The organism is Streptomyces lancefieldiae, from assembly GCF_031845825.1.
Lineage (GTDB): Bacteria > Actinomycetota > Actinomycetes > Streptomycetales > Streptomycetaceae > Streptomyces > Streptomyces lancefieldiae.
On sequence record NZ_JAVRFH010000016.1, the window covers coordinates 90,663 to 103,201 of the forward strand.

Below are 12,539 nucleotides of genomic sequence, written 5' to 3' on the forward strand. Positions count from 1 at the left end.
GCAACACAATGCAGCTCGGTTTCGTGATTCCCATTGTCGGGCCCGCGGTCAGCGACACCCCCGCCCTGAGCGCTTTCGTCCGCGGACTCGAGGACCTTGGCTACGACACCCTGTGGGTCGGCGATCGCCTGGTCACGCCGGTTGATCTGGGCAGCGGCTATCTGGACCGAGGGCCGCAGATGGCCCGCTCCTTCGATCCGATGCTGCTGTTGACCGCCGCTGCTGCGGCGACCGACCGGGTGCGCCTGAACACCAGCACGCTCAGCACGTTCTACTACGAGCCTCCGCACCTGGCCCGGCAGTTGACCACGCTCGACGTGCTCAGCGGCGGCCGCCTCGGCGTGGGTGTGGGGGTGGGGTGGATGAAGCAGGAGTACGACATCGCCCGCAGCGCGGACTGGAGCCGGCGCGGCAAGATGCTCGATGACACGCTGGCGTTCCTGCGGGCGTGGTGGACGACCAGTCCCGTGTCCTGGGACAGCGAGTTCTTCACCATGCCACCGGTCCACGCCGGCCTCCGTCCGGTCCAGGCGGGCGGGCCGCCCATCTGGATCGGTGGTGCCAGTGAGGCCGCGATGCGCCGGGTCGGCCGCAGCGGGGTCGGCTGGCTCGGGGTCGAAGGGCCTACGCCCACTGCGTCGGCCAGTAGTCAGGACGAGGGCGCAGGCCGCTTGTGGTCGGTCGCGCGTCGAGCGGCGGAGGAGGCCGGCCGCGATCCTGACGCACTCAAGACAGCCATGCGGATCAACCTCGAGCCGGGCACGTCCGTCGACTCGGTCGCGGACCAACTGAAGCGGTACGCCGAATCCGGTGTCGATGAGGCGTACTTCGATGCCTTCACGATGTTCGCCGGCCTTGACCAGCTGCTCGACTTCGCCGGCCAGGTGATCGAGCGTACCGGCCGGTTGTGACCACCCAAGAAACGACCGCCGAAGAAACGACGGGCGAAGAAACGACGGGCGGGCAAGCCGTTCGATTCGGAACCAGAGGAAGAGAGAGTCTCACCATGAGCAGCATCAGTTTCATCGGTCTGGGGGGCATGACTCACGCCATCGCCTCACGTGCGGTAGCGGGCGGTGACTCCGTCGAGCTGATCGGCCGCGACGCCGCCAAGGCCAAGGGCCTGGCCGCCGAGCTCGGCGCCGGGGCCACGGTGGGGACCTTCGGGGCCGTCCCTGTGGGCGACATCGTTGTCCTCGCCGTGCCCTACACCAGCGCCGTGCCGGTCGTCGCCCAATACGGGGATGCCTTGGCCGGCAAGGTCATCATCGACATCTCCAACACCTTCGACGCCGACGCCACCGGGGTGGTCACTCCCGAGGGCACGTCCGGTGCGCAGGAGATCGCCAAGACGGCCCCGGCGGGCGCGCACGTCGTGAAGGCGTTCAACACAGTGTTCGGCCATGTCCTGGTCCAGGAGCGTCCCTTGGACGTGCTCTTCGCCGGAGATGACGCACAGGCCAAGGCCGACGTGTCGGCGTTCATCGCGAGCCTCGGTCTGCGTCCCCTCGACGTTGGCGGCCTGGAGATGGCCCGCTGGCTGGAAGGGATCGGGCCGCTGCTGATGGGCCTGGCCAGGAACGGCGCGGGGACCTTCGACATCGCCCTCGGCGTCGACCTCCGCGGCTGAGCACCCGCACCGCCACCCCGCACCACCACTTCGCGCACCACATCACCGACAAGGAGCAGTAAGTTGCGAGTCCTCGTCACTGGCGGGACCGGCCATTCCGGTTCGCACATCATCCCCGAACTCGTCGCCGCAGGGCACGAGGTCACCGGCCTCGTCCGGTCGGACACGGCCGCCGCGGCACTGTCCGCGCTCGGCGCGAAGATACGCCGCGGCGACCTCCAGGACCTCAACGGGCTCAAGGAGGCGGCCGCGGACTCCGACGGCGTCATCCACGTCGCGCACCGGCAGGACCTGCTTCCCTCCGGCGGGATGGCCGCCGTGGCCGCCGCGGAGCTCCCGGTCATGCTCGCGTACGGCGAGGCCCTCGCGGGGACCGGTAAGCCGCTGGTGGCGGCGGGGAGTATCGGCTCGCCCGGAACCGGGACGTACCTGGGCCGGTCGGGTACCGAGGAAGACCCGGCCCTGCCCGTCGGCGACGAGCACAAGGGCACCCTGCGGGCCCGTAATGTCGTGGAGTCCGCCGTCATCGGACTCGCCGAGCAGAAGGTACGGTCCTCGGTCGTGCGGATCGCCAACATCATGCACAGCACGACCGACCGTGGCTTTCTCCCCATGCTGATCGCGCTCGCGAAGGAGAAGGGCTTCGCCGGCTATCCCGGAGACGGCACGAACCGGTGGAACGCCGTGCACGCCCGCGATGCCGCCTCCCTGTTCCGTCTGGCGCTGGAGAAGGGCCCGGCGGGCAGCTACTGGCACGCCGTCGAGGACGGGGGCATCCCGTTCCGCGAGATCGCCGAGGCCATCGGCAGCCGCCTGGGCCTGCCCGCCGTGAGCGTTCCCCTGGACGAGCTGATTCTGCCGGCACATTTCGGGTTCCTCACGAACGTCGTCACGCAGAGCTACCCGACGTCCAACCTCATCACCCGCCGGACCCTCGGCTGGGAGCCGTCTCAGCCCCGCCTCCTCGCCGATCTGGACAACGGCCACTACTTCCCCGCCGGCTGACAGCAGGGTGCCCGGATCGCGACGAGTCCGGCTCATGGCAAGACGAGGCTCTTATGGCGAGGCTCGTACAAGGACACGCCGCCGGGAGCCGATCCGACGGCGGTGGCCTGCGAGGGGACCGGAGAGGTGTTGCAGCGTGCGGCTGGACAGATCGATGCCGGACGGGCAGAAAAGCACGCGAAAGCTCCGGCGGGCTGGTGATTTTGGCCGTGAACCCTTCTACCAGGAGCTTTCTTCATGCCCGCCACCAGGGTCACCCGCCCAACCACCCGTCAGGGTGGAAGAGGAACACCGCCGGAGCACCCGGCCGCGGCCACCGGAGTGGATCGTCGGACTCGGTATCGGCACCCGGCTCTGCAGGTCCACGCTGTGACTGCGGCATGGCCGGCAAACAACCCCGTCCCGCCGGCCGTGACGAGGCCTGCCAGCTCCTCGCCTCAGCCCTGAAAGCCTGTAGCCGCTGCCGGCCCGACGTCCAACTGCACATCATCGACCTGTCCCGCCCCTGGCGCAGCAGGTGGTGTGCCCGGTCAGTGCCCCGAGGGGATACGGAAGGCGACCGTCTTCGCCAGCCGACCCGCCTCCTTCGCGTCCACCGGGCAACGTCCCCGGAACCGACGCGGTAACACCGCAGGCAGACAGCATCAGCTCCGCCCGGTGATGCCGGGTGTCGGCGTACGGACTCAGCCCGTGCACAGCCGAGCACGGATGAACGCGCCCATCCGCGGGCGTGGCCAGGCGTCCTCTTGACCTGAAGCATGATTGAGGTTTTAGCGTGTCGCCTACTTGATCATCTGACGACGGGAAACGCACTCGTGATCCTCGTGACCGGAGCCACCGGAAACATAGGCAGTGCCCTGCTGAAGGAACTGCGCGCACGCGGCGTCGGGCCGCTGAGAGGGCTCACCCGTGATGCCGCACGGGCCGTCTTCCCCCAAGGGGTCGAGGCCTCGGAGGGCGACTTCGCGGATCCGGCGTCGCTGAAGCCCGCGCTGAAGGGAGTACGCTCGCTGTTTCTCGTGTCGTGTCTGGGCCCGGACGCCGACGTCCTCGAAGCCGCCCGGCAGGCCGGCGTGGAACACGTCGTGCTGGTGTCGTCCATCACCGTCCAGACTCACCCGCACCTCGGCCCCGCCGGCGAGAACCTTGCGGTGGAACAACTGCTCAAGGAAACCGGCATGGCCTGGACGATCCTGCGGCCGACGCAGTTCGCGTCGAACGCCCTGATGTGGGCCGCGTCCATCCGTGGCCGCGAGACCGTCCGCGCGCCGTATGCCGAGACCGCGCTGCCGACCATCCACCCCGGAGACATCGCATCGGTGGCACTGGTGGCACTGACCGAGCCCGGCCGCCGCGGACGCACGTATGCCCTGACCGGGCCGGAGCCGATAACCGCCCGACAGCAGGTCGAGGCCATCGCGGCAGTACTGGGCCGGGAGGTTCCCTTCGCCGAGATCGGCCGCCGGCAGGCCCACGCACAGATGGCCGCGGTCTTCGGACCCGAGGCCGCGGACGCGGTGCTCGACGTCACGGGCGGAGACGTGAACGACGAGCTGCAGATGGTGCGCGACACGGTTTCCCAGATCACTGGAACGCCGGCTCGCCCGTTCCGGCAATGGGCTTCAGAGAACGCCGACGCCTTCCGCTGAATCGCCTGGACCCGAGCACGTTCTCCGTACCCTGGTACGCATTCTCAGGGCTCTGGCAAGATTTTCGTAGCCGGAGATCATCTCGGTGACACGGTCGGCTGGTCCGCGCAGCGTCGGCGGAGGTGAGCGGTCAGGACGACGCGGCGGCGGAGGAGCGGGACGCCGACGCGGCCTGCCATGCGGCGTTTTTGCAGCTTGACATCGGCGATGCGGCCTTCGTCGACCCCGGAGCTGTAGAGGGTGATGATGCCCTGGGCGACGGCGTGCCGGTCTTCGCGCAGGGCTCCGGCGAGGCCGGCGAGAGGGGCCAGTCCGCTGTTCGAGAGGTCGTCGAGCCAGCCCGGGCGGGGTTTGGTGTCGCGGTTGTTGAGCATGCCGGCGGAGCAGGTCGTGGGCGTGCCTGAGTTCAGGGCAGTGGTCGAGGAGCCGGGGCGGGCATCACCTCCGACGACCTCCTGTCGGCAGCCCGCCAGTAACCCCAACTGCCTCAGATGTCCCGCGGGTAGGGGCGCCGTCGCGAGCACCGCGACACCGCCGCCCGGACCAGCGGGTTGACAGTTTTGTTACTCGCTACCACTGGGTTCTCTGGTACGTCTGGCCGATACGGTCGAAACCTGACCGGGCACACATGCCCCACGCCTCCGATATTCCAGGCCAAGACGTTTGCGTTTGAGTGCACTCCAACTCCTAGGTTCGCAGACATGCAATACGTCAAACTCGGAACGACCGGACTGGAAGTCTCCGCCATCGCCCTCGGCTGCATGAGCTTCGGCGAGCCGGACCGGGGCGGCGAGCCCTGGTCGCTGGGCGCGGACGCCAGCCGGGACATCATCAAGCAGGCCTTCGAGAGCGGCGTCAACTTCCTCGACACGGCCAATGGGTACAGCGCCGGAAGCAGCGAGGAGATCGTCGGTCAGGCGGTCAAGGACTTCACCCGGCGCGAGGAGGTCGTTCTCTCCACCAAGGTCTGGATGCGGATGCGCCCCGGCCCGAACGGCGCCGGGCTGTCCCGCAAGGCGATCTTCGCCGAGCTCGACGCCTCCCTGAAGCGACTGGGAACCGACTACATCGACCTCTACCAGATCCACCGCTGGGACTACGACACTCCGATCGAGGAAACCCTCGAGGCGCTGCACGATGCGGTCAGGTCCGGGAAGGTCCGCTACATCGGCGCCTCTTCCATGTACGCCTGGCAGTTCGCCAAGGCCCTGTACCTGGCTGACCTGAACGGCTGGACCCGGTTCGTGTCGATGCAGGACCACTACAACCTCATCCACCGGGAAGCAGAGCGGGAGATGCTCCCGCTCTGCGCCGACCAGGGCATCGGCGTGATCCCGTGGAGCCCGCTGGCGCGGGGCAGGCTGACGCGGGTCCGGGACACCGCCACGGCGCGTGCCGCAACAGACCCGGGCGGCAAGATCCTCTACCGCGACGGTGACCAGGCGGTGGCCGAACGCGTCCACGAGATCGCGGGCAAGCGGGGTCTGTCCCCGGCCCAGGTCGCCCTGGCCTGGGTCATGCGCAACCCGGCGGTGACCTCGCCCATCGTCGGGGTCACCAAGCCGGCCCAGCTGGCCGACGCGGTCGCCGCGGTGGACATCGAACTCGACGAAGACGAGGCCGCCTACCTGGAGGAGCCTTACCAGCCGCACGAGGCCGCCTACCTGGAGGAGTCCTTCTACAAGCGGCAGCCTGTGGCGGGCTCCCGGTAGTCCGGGCTACCGCCGGGCCTTCGACGAGTCCTTGGCCTCGGCCTTCACAGCCCTGTGGTCGGCCCAGCGGTGCTTGCGGGCGGTCGCGCGCAACTGCAGGATCCGCGCGCTGCCCGCCGGCGCGGTGAGCAGGATGCCCCCCACCGCGGCCGGCAGCAGGCCCACGCGTAGCGGAACGTGCCCGTGGGCACCGAAGCAGCTGACGTCCACCGACTGACCCTGGGTTTGGTCAACTGGTAAGAAATTTCGCAGGCAGGGGCGTCAGGCTGACGTGACGCGGGTGACACGCACCGGCACGCCGGCCATGCCGACATCATCCGAGCTCATGGACGGTGCCGTGGAGATGAACCACGGCAACGACAGCGTGGCGTCGGGCGACTCGGCAGGGTGGGAGAACCATCGGAGCCGGCTGGAGCATGCAGCTCAGGAAGCCGACCGACGCGCGACTTCGGACCAGATCGGCTGAGAGAGTTGGAGCTCGTCTCTCTGACGCGGTGCGGGCTGCAATCGACGGCGGACGGAAACTTTAGTTCCCGATTACGGAGTTGGGAACTATAGTTGTCGCATGATGGTCTCTGAGATCACCCCAGAAGAGCAGGTAGAGCTCGACAAGGCCCTGTATGACGCCTTGAATCCCCTGGCCTCGGCCATCCGATCCCGCGAGACCGGGCTACCCACGGACCGTATGTGGGAAGCGGATCCTGTCGAAGTGGCGCTGTCCGTCCTGGCTGCTTGGAAGGTAATGGATGTCGAGGTCAGGCGGCTGGCTGGGCAGGCGGCAGCAACTGCCGGGTCCTACGGCGCAAGTTACGAGCAGTTGGGAGCCGTCTGGGGCATCACCCGGCAGGGTGCTCGCAAGAAGTGGCCCGACGCCGTCAGCCGCCCGGCACCTGCGGCAGCGGGCAAACGCAGGCTTGCGCTCTTCGGAGGGACTGCTGAGCTGGTGCAGGCGCCCGCCGGCGACTGGAGCTGGACAGGTAAGGGTGCTGACGGGGCATCCGGCACGGTCGCTGATGGGACGCGTTACGCGACTGCGGAAGAAGCAGCGGCTCATGCGGGCGCATTCCTCAAAGAACACGCCCTCGGCATCGACGGCCACTCCTGAAGCCCCTTCCTGGTCGACGGCGCCGCCCACCAGTTGGAACTGACCCGGGCCGCGGCCTGCCCCCACAACAGCGGGCCGCGGCCGACAAGGCCTGCCGCTGCCTGGAGAACCATGCCGCCTTCGTCCACTACGACAAGGCCCTCGACACCGGCTGGCCGATCGCCAGCGGCACCGTCGAAGGAGCGGCCCGCCATCTCATCTCCAGCCGCCTCGGCGCCGCTGGCAGCCGGTGGAGCGTCACCGGAGCCGAAGCCGTCCTCACCCTCCGCGCTGTCCTCAGCAACGGCGACTTCCCGCAGTACTGGTCCTTTCCCACCCAGAGAGGACGCGAACGCCTCTGTCCCCCACCCGACCAGCACGACGACGAACCCAAGCCTGACCGACGACCTCACTGCAGAGGGGCAACCTCCCCCTCGAAGTATGCGGCGCTCTCCGCGTCCGCCGGATAGTAGGACTCGATCGCGACCTCGTCCAGCGTGATGTCCATCGGAGTACCGAACGTGGTGATGGTCGAGAACAGCCGCAGCTCTCGTCCGTCCAAGCGAAGGATCATCGGGATCACGACATCGGGTTCGACCCATCGGCCCGACGCGTCCTCGGAGTCGGGCTCCAGCAGTTCCTCATAGAGCGCTGTGAGCTCGGCGTCGGGAGCAACGGCGAGCTGACGCCTGATTCGGGAGCGGAACACCGCACGCACATCGGCCAGGTTGACGACCAGAGGAGCGAACCCGCGCGGGTCCAGTCCCAGCCGCACCAGGTTGACCGGCGGTCGCAGCAGATCGGGGTCGACGTCCGCGAAGAACGGCTCGACCGCGCGATTGGTCATCACGATGTTCCACCGGCGATCGAAGGCCAACGCCGGGTACGGCTCATGCGCGCGGAGCACCCTCTCGACAGCGTTCCGGGCCGACGACAGCGCGGCGTCATCGAGTGGCCGCTCGGCGTACCGGGGTGCGAAGCCGGCCGCAAGCAACAGCCGGTTGCGCTCACGCAACGGCACATCGAGCTGGTCCGCGAGCCGCAGAACCATGTCGGCGCTCGGGTTGGACTTCCCCGTCTCGACCAGACTGACGTGACGAGCCGAGACGTCGGCCGCGATCGCAAGATCGAGTTGGCTGATTCGTCGGCGATGCCGCCACTGCCGCAAGAGCTTCCCGACCGTATGCACGGTCATCGAGAGTACTCATCGTGGAGCCGTACGCCATGAAGTCCGACTTCATCGACAACCGTCTCGACCGCGGAAACACTGCGTCCATGACCACAGACAACAAGAACATCGTTGAACGGGCACTGGCGGAACTGATCGAGACAGGCAGCGTCGACGCGCTCGAACCGTTGCTGAGCGATGACTTCGTCCATCACAGGCCGGACTCGACCTCCGCGACCAAGGCGGAATGGCTCGCCGCCGTACAGGCGGCACTCACCCCGCTCGCCGATATGCGGGTCGAGGTCCACCACCTGCTGGCCGACGGTGATCATGTCGTGATGCACTCGCGGCGACAGCTCCCCGATGGAGGGCCGGAGATCGCGGTCGTTGATATCTGGCGGATCAACGAGGGGCTGATCACGGAGGGCTGGGAGATCATCGAGCCTGTGGCCCAGGTGGCCGCCAATCTGGTGTGGTGGGAGGCCGCTGGGCACTGACGATCACATCGGTTCCACTCTCGAACGGACAATCGGGTGAGGGGCGACTCCTCCTCAACGACGACATGTATCCCGCCCAGCACACCGGGTCCTTCTAGAGCAGCGTTGCGTCGTTTGAGCAGGTCGCGGTGCCAGCGCAGGATGGTGTCGGGGCGTACGGCAGCAAGAGTTGGCAGCAGGTTGTCGTTCGGGAGGTGGTGGAGCGAACCGGGGACTGTGCGGTCGGCGCCGATGGACACGGGCCTTCCGACCTGACGCTGCAGGACCAGCAGTTGGTGCGTAGCGCGAGGATCTCAATGCCTGTGTCCCCTTCACTCCTCGGATGGGCGCCATAGGCGACGTCACCGGCCACTTCGACTCCGACGGCCGCCTCTACAAGCAGAAGCTGCCGTGGAAATATGGACGTCGAGTTCGACTTCGACCCACCGGTGGCGAGACCTCTCGTTACTGGCACTGGGAGTCCGGCTGGACCGTCCAAGGCGAGGCCACCAGCCAGAGCACCGACGCCCGGCGCCGAGCGTCAGAGCTGGGAGCCGCCGCCGTCCACCGCGAGTTCGGCGCCGGTGGTGAAGGTGGCGTCGAAGGCGAGGAACACCACCGTCCTGGCGACTTCGTCGGGAGTGCCCATGCGCAGCATGGGGTTGTCGGCCGCCATCTGCGCCTTGGTCTGTTCGGCCGCCTCCCGGGGCATCGACTTCTCCAGGATTCCGGAGTCGATCGGGCCGGGGCTGACCGCGTTGACGCGGATCTTGCGCGGGAGCAGCTCGCGGGCCAGGCTGCGGGTCATCGAGCGCAGCGCCGCCTTGCCGGCCGCGTACGCGCTGAGCATCGGAAGTCCCAGCACGTTCGCCACGGAGGTGGTGAGCACGACGCCGCTGCCTTCCGCCAGTAGCGGGGCGAGCTTCTGCACCGTGAAGTAGGGGCCCTTGGCGTTGATGGCCAGCAGTTGGTCGAAGAGTTCTTCGCTCGTCGCCTCGAACGGCGCGAAGCCGTTGACGCCCGCGTTGGCGAACAGGGCGTCGACCGTGCCGAGCTCGGCCTTCACTCGGTCGGCCAGCGCGTCGATGTCGGGCAGCGACGCGGCGTCGCTGCGGACCGCGATCGCCCTCTCGCCGAGCCGGTCGCGTGCAGAGTCCAGGGCGTCCTGGTTACGCCCGGTGATCAGCACACGTGCCCCTTCGTCCACGAGCAACTGCGCGGTGGCCAGTCCGAAACCGCTGCTGCCTCCGGTGATCACCACGTGCTTGCCTTCGTGCTTGCCCATTTCGGACACACTCCATCTGTGAGAACGGCTATTGTCTTTCGTCCGAGCGGTCGATCCCGGCTGGACAGCATCGAGTCAACAACCGTCCGAACCGGGCGTCCAAGACCCGTTCTGCACCCCGTTATGCCGAATCTGCATAACGGGTAGGCTGCTGGTATGTCCGACGAAGCCCCGCCCTCCACGGCGCCCCGCCCTGGCCCTGACCTGGATCTGAGACTGGTGCGGTACTTCGCGGTCGTCGCCGAGCATCTGAACTTCGCCCGGGCGGCCGCGGCGCTGCACGTCGCCCAGCCCTCCCTGAGCCGTCAGATCAAGCGGCTGGAGGACGCCCTCGGCGTGCGCCTGCTGGAGCGCACCACTCAGGGCAGCCGCCTCACCGCGGCCGGCGCGGCCTTCCTCCCGCAGGCACAGACGCTCCTGCACACGGCTCACCAGGCGGTGCTCACCGCACGCGCCGCCGCGCCGCCGCGTACGGTCACCATCGGATATGTCGAGGACCTCGTCATCACCCCCGCGGTGCGGGACCTGCGCCGCCGTCATCCCGACACCCACGTCCGCACCCGTCACCTGGACTGGGACGAGGTTCGCGCCCTGCCCGAGGGCCGGGTCGACGCGCTCGTCGTCCGCACGCCGCTCCCGATCCCGAGCGACGGTCTGGACGTGACCGTCCTCTACGACGAACCCCGGGCACTCCTCGTGCCCGCGTTCCACCGCCTCGCCGGCAAGGAGTCGGTCACCCCGGACGACTTCACCGACGAACCCCTCGTGGCCTGTGCTGGTATGGCTGCGCTGTGGACCGGGTTCTGGCGGCTCGAACCCCGTCCGGACGGCAGCCCGGCCCCACTCGGTCCCATGCTCGTCGACACCTTCGAGGACAAGCTCGAAGTCGTCGCCGACGGCCGGGCCATCGCCCTCGTGCCGGCCGACGACCGGCGCTGCACACTCCGCAACGACCTCGTCACCGTCCCCGTCGAGGGAGTCGAACCCTGCCAGGTGGTGGTCGCCACTCGCTTCGCAGACGCCAACCCGCTCGTCGCCCACTTCCGTGAATCCGCGAAGAACTTCCTCGTCCGCGAAGCCTGACGCGTCCGGTCCAGAAGGGCTGCCGGGCGCGGGAGCGGGGCCCACCGTCGTGCGGGGTCCGTGCCCTACCCCGGCATCCCGCCCGATCCGGTGGCGAGGCCGTCGAGCTTGCGCGCCAGGCGCTGGCCCTCGGCCGGGTGGGCATGGCGGACACGTACGAACCGTCGAACAGGACCCACAGCTCATGGCCGGCGAAGTTGCGGTCGGCCAACAGCGGCATGCCGGGCCGCAGGGAGGCGAGCAGGCCGCGGGCGAGCTTGTGCTCGCCGAACCTGGCAATCGAGTCGAAAGCCGCGTCGATGACGGCGTGGGTGCCGCACTCGATCAAAGCCATCATCCTGGGCTGCGGATTCCCGCTCTTCCGCCGTTCAGACGTCCTACGCGCAGACTGCGGCCGCCGGAACGGAACATCACGGCTCGGCGGCGGCAGCCGTGGTCAGCCCTTCAGTGTGTAGAAGTGGAGGGGAGAGTTCGGCCTGAAGCCGATGCGCGGATACACCGGTGCGCCGGCGACCGTCGCGTGCAGGGTGGCGCGGGTGAGCCCGGTGGCCCGAGCGCCTTCGTACAGGGCCTTGCGCGTCACCGCCTCCCCATAGCCCCTGCGCTCCCACTGCGGGTCGGTGGCGACGAGCAGGACGAAGAGGCGGCCCTCCGCCTCCACCACGGCCGCACAGGTGACGGGCATATCGTCCCGCATCCCCAGATAGGCGTGAATCCGCTCCTTCCACAGTGTGGAGGAGCCGGCCAGGCCGTCCCGCCCGTCCTCCAACGCGAATCCGTAGGCACGCGAGTTGATGTCCGCGTAGGCCTGGAGTTGCTCGTCACTGGTGACGCGCACGAACGTCAGCTCGGGGTGGAAGGGTTCGGGAATGGGCAGCAAGTCTCCCGCCATGCCCGTGCCGGGGAAGGCGTGTTCCAGACCGGCCTGCCCGGCCGCTGTGTCGAGCACCGCGCGCGCGTCCTCGTCGACGAGGTCCTCGAACACCCACAGGAAGCCCGGGTGTTCCTTCTCCTGCATGATCTCCGCCGCCTCGTGCAGGCGCTGCTTCAGGAGCACGGCGTCCGCGCCCACTTCGGTCAGCGTGACGCAGTTCCAGAAGGCGAAGCGGCAGTCGGCCCAGCGGACGGCGACGCCCGGAAGGTCTCTTACGTCCGCGTCCGGCTTCCGTTCGAGCACCACGGTCCGCCAGACCGTGGCGAGCTGCTCCATCGATTCGATCGAGTCCGCGAGACTGTGCACCAGTACCCCCCGGGGGCTGTGTAGGGAAGAGCGTCGCTTGATGATGCCCCGGATGTGTCGCCGCCGCTCCCCTTGGGGCAGGAACAGCGCAGAGGCGGACGACGTCGTGCCCACCTGCCAGGTGACGTTCATCGAGGGCGCCCCGGGCGGTTCACCTGATCAACCCTCATCCCGTGAGCGTGTTCGGTGTAGAGGCGCGGTCAGCAG

14 protein-coding genes and 1 pseudogene are annotated in these 12,539 nt (G+C 68.3%); 10 read left to right on the top strand and 5 right to left on the bottom strand.

Going from position 1 to position 12,539, the window contains the following annotated elements; all coding sequences use genetic code 11:
• Positions 1 to 8 precede the first annotated feature (8 nt).
• The 5 genes from RM812_RS18365 to RM812_RS18380 all read left to right on the top strand — a co-directional run bounded on the left by RM812_RS18365 (position 9) and on the right by RM812_RS18380 (position 4,284).
• Positions 9 to 911: a TIGR03619 family F420-dependent LLM class oxidoreductase gene (locus RM812_RS18365; RefSeq protein ID WP_311573682.1), complete on the top strand. Its 903-nt coding sequence runs from the start codon at positions 9 to 11 to the stop codon at positions 909 to 911.
• A gap of 95 nt (positions 912 to 1,006) precedes the next feature.
• The gene (locus tag RM812_RS18370) at positions 1,007 to 1,630 is read left to right on the top strand and encodes an NADPH-dependent F420 reductase (RefSeq protein ID WP_311573684.1); all 624 of its coding nucleotides are present in this window, start codon (positions 1,007 to 1,009) and stop codon (positions 1,628 to 1,630) included.
• Between the two features lie 63 nt (positions 1,631 to 1,693).
• Positions 1,694 to 2,635, top strand: coding sequence for an SDR family oxidoreductase (locus RM812_RS18375; RefSeq protein ID WP_311573686.1), 942 nt, complete (start codon positions 1,694 to 1,696; stop codon positions 2,633 to 2,635).
• A 380-nt stretch (positions 2,636 to 3,015) separates the two neighbouring features.
• The gene (locus tag RM812_RS43075) at positions 3,016 to 3,261 is read left to right on the top strand and encodes a DUF6233 domain-containing protein (RefSeq protein WP_394816473.1); all 246 of its coding nucleotides are present in this window, start codon (positions 3,016 to 3,018) and stop codon (positions 3,259 to 3,261) included.
• Between the two features lie 189 nt (positions 3,262 to 3,450).
• Positions 3,451 to 4,284, top strand: a complete 834-nt coding sequence (locus RM812_RS18380; protein ID WP_311573688.1) for an NAD(P)H-binding protein — start codon at positions 3,451 to 3,453, stop codon at positions 4,282 to 4,284.
• A 77-nt stretch (positions 4,285 to 4,361) separates the two neighbouring features.
• Here RM812_RS18380 and RM812_RS18385 read toward each other — a convergent pair whose 3' ends face one another.
• Positions 4,362 to 4,658: a hypothetical protein gene (locus RM812_RS18385; protein WP_311573690.1), complete on the bottom strand. Its 297-nt coding sequence runs from the start codon at positions 4,656 to 4,658 to the stop codon at positions 4,362 to 4,364.
• A gap of 327 nt (positions 4,659 to 4,985) precedes the next feature.
• Between RM812_RS18385 and RM812_RS18390 the strand changes: the two genes are divergently transcribed.
• On the top strand, positions 4,986 to 5,996 hold the full coding sequence (locus RM812_RS18390) for an aldo/keto reductase (RefSeq protein WP_311573692.1): 1,011 nt from the start codon (positions 4,986 to 4,988) through the stop codon (positions 5,994 to 5,996).
• A gap of 6 nt (positions 5,997 to 6,002) precedes the next feature.
• Here the strand turns inward: RM812_RS18390 and RM812_RS18395 are convergent, their stop codons facing one another.
• Positions 6,003 to 6,206, bottom strand: a complete 204-nt coding sequence (locus tag RM812_RS18395) for a LapA family protein (RefSeq protein ID WP_311573694.1) — start codon at positions 6,204 to 6,206, stop codon at positions 6,003 to 6,005.
• 60 nt (positions 6,207 to 6,266) lie between these two features.
• On the opposite strand from RM812_RS18395, the pseudogene RM812_RS18400 reads away from it, so the two are divergent.
• Both RM812_RS18400 and RM812_RS18405 read left to right on the top strand, forming a co-directional pair.
• Positions 6,267 to 6,462: pseudogene (locus RM812_RS18400) on the top strand (hypothetical protein); the annotation flags it as partial.
• A gap of 99 nt (positions 6,463 to 6,561) precedes the next feature.
• Complete coding sequence (locus RM812_RS18405) at positions 6,562 to 7,101, top strand: hypothetical protein (RefSeq protein WP_311573696.1); 540 nt, start codon at positions 6,562 to 6,564, stop codon at positions 7,099 to 7,101.
• Between the two features lie 388 nt (positions 7,102 to 7,489).
• Here RM812_RS18405 and RM812_RS18410 read toward each other — a convergent pair whose 3' ends face one another.
• A complete protein-coding gene (locus RM812_RS18410; protein WP_311573698.1) occupies positions 7,490 to 8,275 on the bottom strand; it encodes a helix-turn-helix domain-containing protein in 786 nt (261 codons plus the stop codon).
• Positions 8,276 to 8,304: 29 nt separating this feature from the next.
• Between RM812_RS18410 and RM812_RS18415 the strand changes: the two genes are divergently transcribed.
• A complete protein-coding gene (locus RM812_RS18415; RefSeq protein WP_311573699.1) occupies positions 8,305 to 8,745 on the top strand; it encodes a nuclear transport factor 2 family protein in 441 nt (146 codons plus the stop codon).
• A gap of 520 nt (positions 8,746 to 9,265) precedes the next feature.
• Here RM812_RS18415 and RM812_RS18420 read toward each other — a convergent pair.
• Entirely contained in the window at positions 9,266 to 10,009 is a 744-nt protein-coding gene (locus tag RM812_RS18420; protein ID WP_311573701.1) for an SDR family oxidoreductase, read from the bottom strand.
• A 156-nt stretch (positions 10,010 to 10,165) separates the two neighbouring features.
• On the opposite strand from RM812_RS18420, the gene RM812_RS18425 reads away from it, so the two are divergent.
• Complete coding sequence (locus RM812_RS18425) at positions 10,166 to 11,092, top strand: LysR family transcriptional regulator (protein ID WP_311573703.1); 927 nt, start codon at positions 10,166 to 10,168, stop codon at positions 11,090 to 11,092.
• 436 nt (positions 11,093 to 11,528) lie between these two features.
• Here the strand turns inward: RM812_RS18425 and RM812_RS18430 are convergent, their stop codons facing one another.
• Positions 11,529 to 12,332, bottom strand: a complete 804-nt coding sequence (locus RM812_RS18430; RefSeq protein WP_311573705.1) for a GNAT family N-acetyltransferase — start codon at positions 12,330 to 12,332, stop codon at positions 11,529 to 11,531.
• Between the last annotated feature and the right edge of the window lie 207 nt (positions 12,333 to 12,539).

Bases quoted from the DNA above. Each gene is read 5' to 3' on its own strand.
- RM812_RS18420 (WP_311573701.1), bottom strand. From the start codon at position 10,009: ATGGGCAAGCACGAAGGCAAGCACGTGGTGATCACCGGAGGCAGCAGC.
- RM812_RS18365 (WP_311573682.1), top strand. From the start codon at position 9: ATGCAGCTCGGTTTCGTGATTCCCATTGTCGGGCCCGCGGTCAGCGAC.
- RM812_RS18370 (WP_311573684.1), top strand. From the start codon at position 1,007: ATGAGCAGCATCAGTTTCATCGGTCTGGGGGGCATGACTCACGCCATC.
- RM812_RS18410 (WP_311573698.1), bottom strand. From the start codon at position 8,275: ATGACCGTGCATACGGTCGGGAAGCTCTTGCGGCAGTGGCGGCATCGC.
- RM812_RS18425 (WP_311573703.1), top strand. From the start codon at position 10,166: ATGTCCGACGAAGCCCCGCCCTCCACGGCGCCCCGCCCTGGCCCTGAC.
- RM812_RS18390 (WP_311573692.1), top strand. From the start codon at position 4,986: ATGCAATACGTCAAACTCGGAACGACCGGACTGGAAGTCTCCGCCATC.
- RM812_RS18405 (WP_311573696.1), top strand. From the start codon at position 6,562: ATGATGGTCTCTGAGATCACCCCAGAAGAGCAGGTAGAGCTCGACAAG.
- RM812_RS18385 (WP_311573690.1), bottom strand. From the start codon at position 4,658: ATGCTCAACAACCGCGACACCAAACCCCGCCCGGGCTGGCTCGACGAC.
- RM812_RS18415 (WP_311573699.1), top strand. From the start codon at position 8,305: ATGAAGTCCGACTTCATCGACAACCGTCTCGACCGCGGAAACACTGCG.
- RM812_RS43075 (WP_394816473.1), top strand. From the start codon at position 3,016: ATGGCCGGCAAACAACCCCGTCCCGCCGGCCGTGACGAGGCCTGCCAG.